Origin of the sequence: Pedobacter sp. P26, from assembly GCF_050632135.1 — a bacterium.
Lineage (GTDB): Bacteria > Bacteroidota > Bacteroidia > Sphingobacteriales > Sphingobacteriaceae > Pedobacter.
The window spans coordinates 1,649,089-1,661,523 of the sequence record NZ_CP192574.1 but is presented as its reverse complement, the minus strand read 5'-3'; the positions used below and the strand labels follow the sequence as shown (position 1 = coordinate 1,661,523).

Here is a 12,435-nt window from a genome sequence, read left to right as displayed (position 1 = left end):
TAACTTTAATGACATTGGCCTGAAAAAGCTTTCTCAGCAATGACGCTATTTTAAGAGATTATTTTTACTTAAACCGATATCCTATCCCAATCCTAAAAACCTGATTCGTCTGTTTAAAAGAGCCCAAACCATTGCTCACCTTGTATGGAGTTAACCATTGGTAGCTTCCATTGATATCAAATTGCTTAATATGAATACTGATGCCGCCTGTAAACCCTATATTTACCTTATTGCTTACTGTATTTACTAAAGTCGAGTCGATTTGCTTACTATGGTATAACGTATCACGTGGATTGGCTATCTTGGTAATCATTTCAGACTGCTTACCCACAAAACTAATTACCGGACCTGCTTTAACATTGATATGTTTTGAAAGCTTATAGGCAGCTGTTAAAGGAATATCTACTGCTATCACTTTTCGTGTAGCTCCAATTGTAAAGGGTGGCAACGAATCCGGGCGGAAATAATTCGGATGTGTAAATTCTACTGCAATTTTTTGATAGCTATTAATATTTAAACCCATGGCGAGCTGCCATTTCTTATCTAGCGGATATGTGCCAAATATACCAGCATAAAAACTACTGCTGCCTTTTTGTACATTCACTCCTGTTGTGATGCCATAACTGTAAGTTGGTTCTGCATCATTTTCCTGTTTGGTTTTAGCTGTTTTAATTTTAGGCAACCTGATATTTTTTACCTTCTGGTTTTTACCAGGATTAGTGTGTTCTGCTTTTTTATTATTCTTTTTCTTATTGCTGTTTCCTGATGATGCATTTCGCAGTTCATTAGTGCTATACACAGTTAAAGCTGTATTTTGATCTAAAATCGAAATAGGTGAAGGAAGAAAATTAGAAAGGCTATTTCCCCGCTGAAATCCTTCTGGTGCCAATAATAAAGCGCTACCTTTCGTAAGTGAGCTATCCAATTTTTGACTAATATTTCCGGGTAACTCCACTTTTGAGTTAACGCTTAGCGGTTGCGCACTTAAATTCTCAAATGGTTTAGACCGGTCTGACCTTTTTGTAACATCCTGTCCATTTTTAAAAGGAGAAAAAGCATTTGTTTTCGCAGCAGCTAAAGTTAAGTTTTCAATGCCCTTTGTCTTTTCTACAAGCTTGACACCATCATGATCAACTATTTTATTTTGCTCCACAGCTGGATTTATCGAATCCCCCGCCCCATTAATGCTATCTTTAATACTTGTAGTATCGGCTATTTCATTGTAATTTAACACCTTAGTACTATCTACAGGTATTGAATCTACAAGGATGGGCTTAACTTTATGATGTGTTTCTTTCTGTTTATTTTTTGATTTCAGAACGGTGAAATAGCCTACAGTAGAAGCTGTAACGGCTACAGATAACGAATAACCAATTACTTTGAACAATTTGGCTCCAGTTGATACATTAGGCCCGTGGCCACCTGCCGTACTGACTGGCATCTGCTCATTGAGCAGTTTATGCATACCCGCCCATGAGGCATCCGAAACATCCTTAACTGGTAAACTATCTAATTTATTACGCCAGAGTTTATGATACCATGCTGAATTTCTCATCTTCTTTTTATGTTTTCAGTTGGTTTATCAATTGTTGAGGAAGCTAACATTTTCCTCAACTGTTTCTTTGCTTCTGTGAGGTGCCACCTTGAGGTGCTCTCGGTAATATTCAAATGTTCTCCAATTTCTTTATGTGAATAGCCATCTATAACCGAAAGGTTAAAAACCAACTGTGTCGCGGTTGGAAGGAGGCGTATCAATTTTAGGAGATCTTCTACAAAAAGCTTGTCTAATACCGATGGTTGAATAAAGATTTCCTCAATCTCATCCTGGCTAACCGTTTCATTAAACTTTGCTTCTCTTCTGATAATATCAATGCACGATCTCACCATTACTGTCCTGATCCAGGTACCAAATTCTCCTTTTTTAGCATCAAAAGTCTGGATATGCTGAAAAATCTTCAAAAACCCAATATTCAGCGCATCTTGCGCCAGATCATCAGATTTTAAATAACGAAAACATATACGCAGCATATCGGCATAGTAAAGCTTATAGAGACCTTCCTGTGCTTGCCGCTCATTAGCTTTGCAGCCTTTGATCAGTTTAGTATCTTGCTTAAAAAAAGGTTCATCCATTTGGTTCGGTAAGCGGTTCTTCATCGTGTTGTAATAAGATTACGCAACGAATATGAAAAACGCTGGGTTAAAATTAACTTATTTTTTTCCAGTCTTATTTTAGTTTTTCGACCAAGCGTTTATAGAACTGCGTTCGTATAAGCTTATACACCCCAGCCTATGCGCCATACCGAAAGCTACAACAGACATAACAAATGGTACAATACACATTTCCCATCAGAAAGTGCCAAAACTGATTTTTATGAAAAAGCTACAGCAACGGGCGAAAATAATATAGCTTATTGGCTCCAAAAATTCTTTTTTAACTGCCTTGACCCGCTTCTGTACAAAAAAGACCAGAGTTGGCTTACTATTGGTGACGCTTATGGATTCGATGCACAGTATATCCTTAACTCAGGCAACAGGGTATTGGCAACAGATCTCAACACAGATTTTTTGAATATTGCACTAAAAAAAGGGATTATTAATGCTTGTGCTGCGGAGAATGCAGAAAAACTCATGCAAGAAGACAATAGTTTTGATTTTGTGCTTTGTAAAGAATCCTATCACCATTTCCCAAGACCTTATGCTGCAATGTACGAAATGATCAGGGTGGCCAGACAAGGTGTGGTAGTGATAGAACCACAAGATCCGGTGACCAAGATGCCCCTGCTATTAATGTTAAGTAATCTTTTGGCCAGGAATGCACATTTTTTGAATAAATTATGGAAAAACCGCTTTTCGTTCGAGCCGGTTGGAAATTTTGTTTACAAAGTATCGGAAAGAGAATTTGAAAAACTGGCAGCTGGCTTAGGCCTACCTTTGGTCGCTTTTAAAAAATCAATCCAAACTACTGGTTTAAAGGCGCAGAACTGATATCAACTGATCAATACAGCAAACCGTTTCTCTTTATAAAAATGAAAAAATTTCTTTATGATGCACTTGTTAAGTTAAGGGCCATGCCCTCGCAAGTATTAACTACTGTTATTTTTAAACAGTTGCCAGATGAGGATACTATAAACCTGCTCAAGAAAAACGGCTACGATTTGGTTTATATCCCAGAAAACCCTTATCTGAATTAAACTCACTCCATCGATTATCTCAAACAAATATGAAAACAAACACTACCCCCCGAACCCTTTATTTTTTGTCAACCTTAACGCTATCAGCTTTTTTAATTCTTGCTTATTTTTTTATCCCCGAGTGCATTGGATCGAATTCTTTAATGCAGCAAGTATATTTTTGCCTGTTGCAATTGGAGTGCTCATTGCTGCAAGTCTTTTACTTATAGGCATATACCTTTTAATAAAAGGCATTAATTATCGAAAAGAAAAAAACACGTCAGATATTTATAGCAAAACAACCTGATTCCAACTACTGAACCAATCAATCTATATATGATTAAAGAACTGATGATACTGCCAATTCTGCTCTGTGGGCAGATATTTCGATGGGATTTTTTTATCTTCGGGAGATGTATCATTATGCCCTCGTAGTTAAATAAATTATAAGGAAAATGCTTTCCTATGCTTATGGCTTTTGAAAGGACAAAATCAATCGCTTTAAATGAGCTACAATGAAAATATTTAATGTACAGCCGATTAGAATAAATGAATACATCTACAATGATGAACATCTGGCAGAAAGCAAAACAAATTGGGGCTACTCCTCCGGATTTGAAATTACCGGAGAGAAAGCTGGGGCTTTAAACACAATGTACATCACATTCGAGATTGTTTATAATGTAGGGAGTACCAATGATGAGGAAGTTGTTACCCACACTGGTCCGGGCAGTTACAGTATCGCCATTTCATTTCAAGAGGGTGAAGACGTATTTATCTCTTACAAAAGTTCTTGTCAGTTTAACTTTGAAAGTGAAGGCTTTGATGAAGATGTAACTTCCTTGGCTAATTTTTTAACGGATTATCAAGCGCATACCAGATCATTTTTTAATCAATACGGCCATAAGCCTTTAATCATAATTGAAGAAGAAACGCGAAAACAACAGCCGCTACTGGCCGATGCCGAATTAGCAATCGAAAACTTACGGGCGAATAATATATATGAGTTTTAACGAACGTGCTTCAGCTATAAAAAGCACTTATCTTGCAAAACATCTTTATTAGACTAAAATCCGGTTGTTTATTTAATCCCACCACACCCTGGCGGTAAGTATAAAGCTTTAAGCTGAGAGGTGTATAACTAATAGCATATTTCAAGGCCACCAAGTCATGCTGAATTTATTTAATCATCCTTTAGGGCAGGAAGATCCTGAAATAAATTCAGGATGACGACCGTTTAAGAAATTTGTCGTATACACCAGGCTCATCATGATACAACCTCTTTTAAAATTTCCCTATTCTTTTTCTACACACGCTTTTCGATGGTAAAGCGTTTCTATAGGTTTTAGCCTCAAATTCGGTATTATATCGATTTAGCCATTTGCTTACTAGCATACCATTTCTATCTTTGTAACCGTTATCTTTGCATGGATACAGCTATAGGTTTAAAAAACTGTGATTTTTTCATGATTAAAATAACAAAACTGTACCCGTTTTTGTCCTCTTTTTGGAATAGGCTGTTTAACAGCACCCATAGAAACTATTTGAAGGTAGAATATAATTTTTAATTTTAAACGCTTAATTTTACCCGAATGGATATCTTATCATACCTTTTAGAACTCTTGCAGCAACGCAAAGAAGTTGGCATTACCGGCTTGGGCACCTTTTATAAAAAGAAATACCCGGGAAGATACGATAAGGAAAAACAAACGTTTTTACCTCCGGGCTATACCCTTCAGTTTTCTAGCGATTTAACCGAAGAAAAGACGCTGGTAGATTTTATTGCCGCTAAAAGGAATATCTCTAACGAGAGCGCCAATGATTACATCGCGCAATTTGTTGAAGACATAAATCAAAAACTGGAACTTGACCATGAGGTCGAATTAGAAAATACCGGTCGCTTATTTTTTACTGAGCAAGGGCTGGATTTCGAACCGATAAAGAACATCAATTATGGTTCTGAATTTTATGGTTTGCCTTCTTTACCAGAAACGGTAACTGAAGATGTAAAACCCGATTCTCCAAAAGAAGAAGAAGAAGAAGTTTACGACGAAATTGCTGAAGCGCCAGGTGCACCTTCACCTTTTGAAAATAAGTCTTACCAGGCGCCGGTAATCGAAAATGTAGAGCTGGATGAAGTTAATGATGACTTCAAAAATACTTTAAAACATACTGAAAATGGTGCAATAGAAGTTACTGAAGCACCTGAGTTTATCAAAGAACAGCACGAAGAACATCCTAACCGTTTCGGGCATGTACCAGAATCGGAAGTAGAAAATATTGCTGCTGAGCAACATGCCATTGAAACAGAAGAACCTACTGAAACACCAGAAGACGTTACAAATACTGTTGAAGAAGTAGAAGTACCAGAATCGGTTGTAACACAGCACGAAGAACATCCTAACCGTTTCGGCCATACACCAGAATCGGAAGTAGAAAATGTTGCTGCTGAACAATCTGCTATAGAGACACCAGAATTTGACGATGCACACGAGGAAGTAAAGGCTGCAGAAGATACTTCATTATCTACAGAAACCAAATCAGCAGAATTACCAGAAACAGTTATCTCAGAAAGCGAACGTCCAGGCCGTTTCTCGCTTAGATCAGAGCCTGAAGAACCAAAAACATACATCAATTTAGAAGACGAGGCTAAAAAGAAGAACCTGTAATTGAGGCTCCGGCGTTTATAAAAGAGCAACATGCAGAGCATCCAAACCGTTTTGGCCATGACCCGATTGAACATGGAAACGAAGCGCGCCAGGGTATGTCTACCTGGTTGATGATTACAATTGCAGTTTTAGCTTTAGCTGTTATTGCAGCGATAACCTTTTTAGTTAAGCCTGAATTATTTACAGGCGAAACAGCTGAAGCCCTAAAACCAGCACCGGTAATTGTCGATTCGCCTAAGGTTGTTGTTGATACCCTAAAAGCAAAACAGGACTCAATAGCCAAAACGGATAGCATTTTAAAAGCCAATCAGCTTCAGAAAAGAACCGATACTGTTAAAAAAGAGATATCAAAACCGGCGGTTAAGCCAGCTATCGAAACGCCAAAAGAAAATAACGTCGTACCAAAAACTGGCCCTTCTACGTTTGATGTTATTGCGGCATCTTACAAAACTGTTGCAGGAGCTGAAAAATATATTGCCATAATGAAAACCCGTGGCTTAAATGCTAAAATTGCAAATATGGCCGGACCGTGGAAAAAAGTAAGCATAGGGAGTTTTAAAACACAAAAAGAGGCCGAAGAGCAGAAAGATATCTTACAGAAAAAACTAAAGGGAAAAGGGTTTTACGTACAACAGATTTTTAACAACACACAACCATAATGATAACTTTATTAATTCAAGACACCACTCAGGCATTACAAGACACAGCAAATGCGGTTAACCAAGCAGTAGCACAACCACAGCCAGAACTCCATTTTATCGATCTGCTTTTCAAAGGCGGCTGGGTAATGATTCCATTGGCTTTTCTAGCTTTTTTAGCTTTGATTATTTTTGTTGAGCGTTATTTAACCATTAAAAAAGCCACGAAAGACGAATCAAACCTAATGGGTCAGATCAGGTCTTATATTCAATCTGGAAATTTAGATGGCGCCATGTCGTTATTAAGGAATAATAACTCTCCCCTTTCGCGCATGTTGCAAAAAGGTTTAAAACGTATTGGCCGCCCGATTAAGGATATTGAAGGTGCAATTGAAAATGTTGGTAAATTAGAGGTTTCTAAATTAGAAAAGAACATTAGCATATTGGGTATTGTTGCAGGTATTGCACCAATGCTTGGTTTCGTAGGTACAATTGTGGGGGTAATTACCATTTTCCATCAGGTATCCATTAAGGGTGCTATTGAAATCGGTACTATTTCTGGTGGTTTATATACGAAAATGATTACTTCTGCAACCGGATTAATTATCGGTATCATCGCTTACGTACTGTATCACATTTTAAACATTATGGTCGAAAAAATCATTCTTAGAATGGAAACCGATGCAATTGATTTTATTGATTTACTAGAAGAACCAGGCAAATAATGAATTTACGCAAAAGAACAAAAGGATCGGTAGAAGTACATACTTCAGCGTTGAACGATATTATGTTCTTCCTGATGCTGTTTTTCTTACTGGCCTCTGCCGTAGTAAATCCTACGGTGGTTAAATTATTGTTGCCACAATCATCAAGCGGACAACAATCTACCGCCAAAAAAGCAGTTACCGTGACTATAGACGAAAATTTAAAATATTTCGTTGAAAAGAAACCGGTTAGCATTGAGGAATTAGAGCCTACATTGGCATCATACCAAAAACTGGCACCAGATATGACCATACTTTTGTATGTATCGCGCAATGTGACTTATCAGGATGGATTTGTGGTAAATGATATTGCCAATAAACTGAAATTAAAACTTGTTGTAGCCGTTGAGCCTAAGAAATAATGAACTACAAAGCACAAAACATACCTAACGAGGAAAATAATTACCCTAAAGCTATTGCCATTGCAAGCGGTATCATGGGCTTTTTATTATTGATCAGCTTTTTTATCGTGATTGGTTCTTTCCAGCCACCAGAAGAAGTGGGTATGGGTGGTATGGTGGTTAATTATGGGACTTCTGCAGAAGGTATGGGAGATGATTATACCAGTATCGAAGAACCGTCAGCAGATCCGAATGCAAATGGTAAACCACCAGAAAAAGTAACGCCTGAAGAAAAGGTTACCCCAACCACCTCTACCGAAAGTAGTGACAAAGAAGTGCAAACACAAAATACCGAAGATGCAATAGCCGTAAATACCAAACCCACAAAACCAACTACGGCTGCACCCACTCCGGTTACAGAAGATAAACCTGCCAAGCCAGTAATTAACCAAAATGCGCTTTACAAAGGCAAAAAAAATACTGGTCAGGGACAAGGGGACGGTACAGGGAAAACGCCGGGCAACCAAGGCGATAAAGATGGTGATCCTTTAGCTTCTAATTATGGAGAAGGCGGTTCTGGAAACGGCAATGTACAGTTATCATTGGCCAGCAGAAAATTTATCGATATCCCAAGGATACAGGATGATGGACAGAGCGCAGGAAAAATTGCCGTTCAAATCCGTGTAGATAAAAATGGCAAAGTTGTACAGGCCCGTGCCGGAGCTAAAGGTACTACCCTATCTGATTTAGCCCTCTGGAGAAAATGTGAGCAGGCCGTATTAGGTGCAAGTTTAAATAAATTGGAATCAGCTCCCGATGTACAAACCGGAATCGTGATGTTTAACTTCAAAGTAAAATAAAATTTAAAATATTATAAACAACCAAAGTCTGTGTCCCCACAGACCTTGGTTGTTTAATGCTATTAAATCATTGTGCAGTCAGATATTACTATCTGACCGAAGATTTGTTCACAAGCTGGATTGGATTTTCAACAATTAATGATGTATCTATCCTAAACTAATCACAAGTCAGAGGGGAACATCTGACTGCACTCATACTCCATGGTCTGTGGCTTACAGACCTTCAAAATAAATTAAAGACTCCCAAAGCTTTCCAACGCACAGCTCTTTAAAACTTCAGAAGAAATATTCATAATTCATTTCATAATAACGCCAATCCACTATATTTGACGCATATTATGAACTACCAACAAACGCTTGATTTTTTATATAGTAAACTCCCGATGTTTACCCGTGTCGGCGCCTCTGCTTTCAAAAAAGATTTGACCAATACCATCATTCTTTGTGAGGCTTTAGATAATCCACAAGATAAATTTAAAAGCATCCATGTGGCCGGAACAAACGGGAAGGGTTCAACATCGCACATGCTGGCTTCCGTACTACAGGCCCAGGGCTATAAAACAGGATTGTACACCTCACCACATTTAAAAGATTTCCGCGAACGCATCCGCATCAACGGAAAAATGATGAGTAAAACTGAAGTCGTATCGTTCGTAAAATATCAACAAAAATTGATCGAAAAAACTGAACCTTCTTTTTTCGAAGTTACCGTTGCCATGGCATTCGATCATTTTGCAAAACATGATGTAGATATAGCCGTAATCGAAGTGGGCTTAGGCGGAAGACTGGATTCTACCAATATCATTACGCCACAAATTTCAGTTATCACCAACATTAGCCTCGACCATACCAATATGTTGGGCAATACCCTGTCCGAAATTGCAGGTGAAAAAGCAGGTATCATTAAAAAGAATATTCCGGTAATAATTGGCGAAACCCAGGAAGAATCGGCACCGGTTTTCATTAAAAAAGCCAAAGCTGAGGGCGCTCCTATTGTTTTCGCTGATCAAGTGTTAACTGCCCAGGACTTTAAAATCAAAAACAGTAAACTTTCCTTGTCCGTTTATCAGCATGGTAAAATCAAATACAAAAATCTTCAAAGCGATCTTACCGGGGTTTATCAGCATAAAAACATCCTAACCGTTTTAGAAACACTAGCTATACTGAATGAGGAAACCGAAATTAAAACCGATCAGGAAAGTATTTATAAAGGAATAAGCCAGGTAAAAAAACAAACCGGTTTGCAGGGCCGTTGGCAAACTTTATCTAAAAATCCTTTAGTCATCTGCGATACCGGCCATAACGAAGCGGGAATTAAGGAGGTGATCAAAAACATTACACAAACTCCGTATCAAAACCTGCACATTGTTTTTGGCATGGTAAACGATAAGGATATTTCGAAAGTGTTGTCGCTGATGCCGAAAAATGCCATTTACTATTTTTGCAAACCCGACTTAGAACGTGGTTTAGCCGCAAAGGCCTTAAAAGAACAGGCGGCAGCATTTAACTTAAACGGAAACAGTTATGCATCAGTTGCCGAAGCAAAAGCTACTGCCATTCAGGCAGCCGATACACAAGACCTTGTTTTTATAGGTGGAAGCACATTTGTAGTAGCCGAAGCGATATAAAATCTTTACATAAACTTCAAAGTAGCTTTATCTAAATTGATTACTTTAGCCATTTAACTAAAACACAATGAAGAAAATACCCCGTCTAATTTTTACTATTTCTATTTTTTCGATCTCACTTTCCTCAGCTCAAACCAAAAAATCTACCACAGTGCCTTCAAAAGCATTTCCAGCGGAGGTTGCACGCCCCAAATTGGTGGTTGGCTTAGTGGTCGACCAAATGCGCTGGGATTATTTATACCGCTACTATAACCGCTATAGCAATGGTGGATTTAAAAGATTAATTAACGAGGGTTTTTCTGTGGAAAATACCTTCATCCCCTATACACCAACTTATACTGCATGTGGCCATACTTGCATTTACACCGGTTCGGTTCCGGCTGTTCATGGTATTATCGGTAACGATTGGTACGATCCTGAAACCAAAAAGAATGTTTATTGTACAGAGGATTCTTCAGCATCCACTGTTGGCAGTACACCCTCATCAGAAGGTAATATGTCGCCAAAAAATATGCTAACCACAACCATTACAGACGAATTGAGATTAGCCACAAACTTTAGAGGCAAAGTAATCGGCATTTCATTAAAAGATAGAGGTTCCATCCTTCCGGCCGGCCATGCGGCAAATGCGGCATATTGGTACCAGGGCAGTACCGGAAACTGGATTACCAGCACCTATTATATGAAAGAAGTGCCAACCTGGATCGCGGATTATAACAAACTGAAACTGGCTAACAAGTTCTATGCAAAAAACTGGGAAACTTTATACCCGATCAATACCTATGTAAACAGTACCAAAGATGAGAATGCTTACGAAGGCAAATCAAGCACATTTCCTCACCAGTTAACACAAAACGTTGATAAAAATTTCGATGCCATTAGAAGCACCCCTTATGGTAATACCATTACGCTAGACCTCGCCAAATTAGCCATCCTATCAGAAGATTTAGGTCAGGATAATATTACTGATTTCTTAGCCGTAAGTTGCTCATCTACCGATTATGTTGGTCATGCCTATGGTCCGAACTCAGTAGAGGCTGAAGATACTTATTTACGTTTAGACAAAGATTTCGAAGAGTTTTTCAACTACCTGGATAAAAAAGTAGGCAAAGGAAATTACACGGTATTTTTAACTGCTGATCATGGTGCAGCGCATGTACCGGGCTTTATGCAGGAGAACAAATTACCTTCAGGTGTAGTGAGTGACCGTGATATCGCAAACAAATTAAATGCTTACTTAAATGATAAATTTAAAGTAAACAATATTGTTTTAAGATCGATGAACAACCAGATCATTTTCGATCATGATAAAACCGAAAAAGGTGATGTGAGTTTCGATGTAATTAAATCAGCATCAGTAGAATTCTTAAAAAGATTAGACGGTTTCCAAAATGCTGTTGATATCGCTAAAATATCGCAAAGCACACTTCAGGAAATCCAGAAAAAATGATTACCAACGGATACAATACACGCAGAAGTGGTGATATCTATTATGTTTTACAACCAAACTGGTTTAACGGTAGCAGTACAGGTACAACCCACGGAAACTGGAATCCATACGATTCGCACATTCCATTGGTTTTTATGGGCTGGGGAATCAAATCAGGTGCTTCTAATAAAACACATTACATGACCGATATTGCACCAACGCTGGCTGCGCTGCTCCATATTCAGATGCCAAATGGTAATGTTGGAGAACCAATCACAGAGATTACAAACAAATAATTTAAGAAAACTATGCTCACCAGCATAGTTTTTTTGTTTTTACTTAAATCGTCATCTCGACTGGAACGCAGTGTAACGGAGAGATCTGCCTCGATAGATTTAGCTTCGCTGAGCACTACGTGATTTCCGACTACGTTGCACTCTGCTCGAAATGACGACCTCGTAAAATATCTTATATAGTAAAAAATAAACTATATTTTTTATCTTAACATCATGTCAACATACACCGCTACTAAACTTACCCCCATGCTCGAATCGCATGATATGCAGGCAACATTAAAGTTTTACACAGAAGTCCTAAACTTCACCTGTGATGTAAAGCTTAATGACCTAAGTTGGTTAAGCCTCCGCAAAGATGAGATAGAAATCATGTTCTGCAGCCCTAACGAGCATCGCAATATTCCAAAACCGATCATGAGTGGTTCACTTTACATCAAAACAAATGAAGTAACAGCACTCTGGGAAAGTTTAAAAGATCATGGCAAAATCTGTTATCCGCTTGAAGATTTTGACTACGGCATGAGGGAGTTTGCCATTTACGATAATAATGGTTATTTACTGCAGTTCGGTCAAAATTTATAACTGAACCAAAAGCCATAACAGTATAGGGTATTCGTGCTTTAAGCTGCTTAATTTACTA

General features: G+C 38.2%; 14 protein-coding genes. 12 read left to right on the top strand and 2 right to left on the bottom strand.

Translation table 11 applies throughout. The annotated features are described in order from the left end of the window. Positions 1-64 precede the first annotated feature (64 nt). On the bottom strand, positions 65-1,555 hold the full coding sequence (locus tag ACQ86H_RS07750; protein ID WP_431294357.1) for an outer membrane beta-barrel protein: 1,491 nt from the start codon (positions 1,553-1,555) through the stop codon (positions 65-67). Further along, positions 1,552-2,154 carry an RNA polymerase sigma factor gene (locus ACQ86H_RS07745; RefSeq protein WP_431294356.1) on the bottom strand — a complete coding sequence of 201 codons (603 nt, stop codon included), beginning with the start codon at positions 2,152-2,154 and terminating at the stop codon, positions 1,552-1,554. Before ACQ86H_RS07745 ends, ACQ86H_RS07750 begins: the two co-directional genes overlap by 4 nt. 135 nt (positions 2,155-2,289) lie before the next feature. Between ACQ86H_RS07745 and ACQ86H_RS07740 the strand changes: the two genes are divergently transcribed. From ACQ86H_RS07740 to ACQ86H_RS07685, 12 genes are all read left to right on the top strand, one after another. Next, positions 2,290-2,985, top strand: coding sequence for a class I SAM-dependent methyltransferase (locus tag ACQ86H_RS07740; RefSeq protein WP_431294355.1), 696 nt, complete (start codon positions 2,290-2,292; stop codon positions 2,983-2,985). Between the two features lie 41 nt (positions 2,986-3,026). Next, positions 3,027-3,191, top strand: coding sequence for a hypothetical protein (locus ACQ86H_RS07735; RefSeq protein WP_431294354.1), 165 nt, complete (start codon positions 3,027-3,029; stop codon positions 3,189-3,191). 494 nt (positions 3,192-3,685) lie between these two features. Further along, the gene (locus tag ACQ86H_RS07730; RefSeq protein ID WP_431294353.1) at positions 3,686-4,183 is read left to right on the top strand and encodes a hypothetical protein; all 498 of its coding nucleotides are present in this window, start codon (positions 3,686-3,688) and stop codon (positions 4,181-4,183) included. Positions 4,184-4,762: 579 nt separating this feature from the next. Next, complete coding sequence (locus tag ACQ86H_RS07725) at positions 4,763-5,839, top strand: hypothetical protein (protein ID WP_431294352.1); 1,077 nt, start codon at positions 4,763-4,765, stop codon at positions 5,837-5,839. A 110-nt stretch (positions 5,840-5,949) separates the two neighbouring features. After that, positions 5,950-6,498 (top strand): SPOR domain-containing protein, encoded by a 549-nt coding sequence (locus ACQ86H_RS07720; RefSeq protein ID WP_431294351.1) that lies wholly within the window; start codon positions 5,950-5,952, stop codon positions 6,496-6,498. Then, positions 6,498-7,202, top strand: a complete 705-nt coding sequence (locus ACQ86H_RS07715) for a MotA/TolQ/ExbB proton channel family protein (RefSeq protein ID WP_138817992.1) — start codon at positions 6,498-6,500, stop codon at positions 7,200-7,202. The genes ACQ86H_RS07720 and ACQ86H_RS07715 overlap by 1 nt, the downstream gene beginning before the upstream one ends. Continuing rightward, positions 7,202-7,603 (top strand): ExbD/TolR family protein, encoded by a 402-nt coding sequence (locus tag ACQ86H_RS07710; protein ID WP_025144642.1) that lies wholly within the window; start codon positions 7,202-7,204, stop codon positions 7,601-7,603. The genes ACQ86H_RS07715 and ACQ86H_RS07710 overlap by 1 nt, the downstream gene beginning before the upstream one ends. After that, complete coding sequence (locus ACQ86H_RS07705) at positions 7,603-8,442, top strand: energy transducer TonB (RefSeq protein ID WP_138817993.1); 840 nt, start codon at positions 7,603-7,605, stop codon at positions 8,440-8,442. Before ACQ86H_RS07710 ends, ACQ86H_RS07705 begins: the two co-directional genes overlap by 1 nt. Before the next feature lie 338 nt (positions 8,443-8,780). Further along, a complete protein-coding gene (locus ACQ86H_RS07700; protein WP_138817994.1) occupies positions 8,781-10,070 on the top strand; it encodes a bifunctional folylpolyglutamate synthase/dihydrofolate synthase in 1,290 nt (429 codons plus the stop codon). 67 nt (positions 10,071-10,137) lie between these two features. Further along, positions 10,138-11,520 carry an alkaline phosphatase PafA gene (gene pafA / locus ACQ86H_RS07695; protein ID WP_431294350.1) on the top strand — a complete coding sequence of 461 codons (1,383 nt, stop codon included), beginning with the start codon at positions 10,138-10,140 and terminating at the stop codon, positions 11,518-11,520. After that, positions 11,517-11,795 carry a hypothetical protein gene (locus tag ACQ86H_RS07690; protein ID WP_431294349.1) on the top strand — a complete coding sequence of 93 codons (279 nt, stop codon included), beginning with the start codon at positions 11,517-11,519 and terminating at the stop codon, positions 11,793-11,795. Before pafA ends, ACQ86H_RS07690 begins: the two co-directional genes overlap by 4 nt. A 213-nt stretch (positions 11,796-12,008) precedes the next feature. Further along, positions 12,009-12,377 (top strand): VOC family protein, encoded by a 369-nt coding sequence (locus ACQ86H_RS07685; protein WP_210419375.1) that lies wholly within the window; start codon positions 12,009-12,011, stop codon positions 12,375-12,377. Positions 12,378-12,435: the final 58 nt, after the last annotated feature.

What these genes read in the sequence shown, in the direction of transcription:
- ACQ86H_RS07710 (WP_025144642.1), top strand. Translation starts at nt 7,202, where the DNA reads ATGAATTTACGCAAAAGAACAAAAGGATCGGTAGAAGTACATACTTCA.
- ACQ86H_RS07730 (WP_431294353.1), top strand. Translation starts at nt 3,686, where the DNA reads ATGAAAATATTTAATGTACAGCCGATTAGAATAAATGAATACATCTAC.
- ACQ86H_RS07685 (WP_210419375.1), top strand. Translation starts at nt 12,009, where the DNA reads ATGTCAACATACACCGCTACTAAACTTACCCCCATGCTCGAATCGCAT.
- ACQ86H_RS07725 (WP_431294352.1), top strand. Translation starts at nt 4,763, where the DNA reads ATGGATATCTTATCATACCTTTTAGAACTCTTGCAGCAACGCAAAGAA.
- ACQ86H_RS07715 (WP_138817992.1), top strand. Translation starts at nt 6,498, where the DNA reads ATGATAACTTTATTAATTCAAGACACCACTCAGGCATTACAAGACACA.
- ACQ86H_RS07750 (WP_431294357.1), bottom strand. Translation starts at nt 1,555, where the DNA reads ATGAGAAATTCAGCATGGTATCATAAACTCTGGCGTAATAAATTAGAT.
- ACQ86H_RS07690 (WP_431294349.1), top strand. Translation starts at nt 11,517, where the DNA reads ATGATTACCAACGGATACAATACACGCAGAAGTGGTGATATCTATTAT.
- ACQ86H_RS07705 (WP_138817993.1), top strand. Translation starts at nt 7,603, where the DNA reads ATGAACTACAAAGCACAAAACATACCTAACGAGGAAAATAATTACCCT.
- ACQ86H_RS07745 (WP_431294356.1), bottom strand. Translation starts at nt 2,154, where the DNA reads ATGAAGAACCGCTTACCGAACCAAATGGATGAACCTTTTTTTAAGCAA.
- ACQ86H_RS07720 (WP_431294351.1), top strand. Translation starts at nt 5,950, where the DNA reads ATGATTACAATTGCAGTTTTAGCTTTAGCTGTTATTGCAGCGATAACC.
- pafA (WP_431294350.1), top strand. Translation starts at nt 10,138, where the DNA reads ATGAAGAAAATACCCCGTCTAATTTTTACTATTTCTATTTTTTCGATC.
- ACQ86H_RS07700 (WP_138817994.1), top strand. Translation starts at nt 8,781, where the DNA reads ATGAACTACCAACAAACGCTTGATTTTTTATATAGTAAACTCCCGATG.
- ACQ86H_RS07740 (WP_431294355.1), top strand. Translation starts at nt 2,290, where the DNA reads ATGCGCCATACCGAAAGCTACAACAGACATAACAAATGGTACAATACA.
- ACQ86H_RS07735 (WP_431294354.1), top strand. Translation starts at nt 3,027, where the DNA reads ATGAAAAAATTTCTTTATGATGCACTTGTTAAGTTAAGGGCCATGCCC.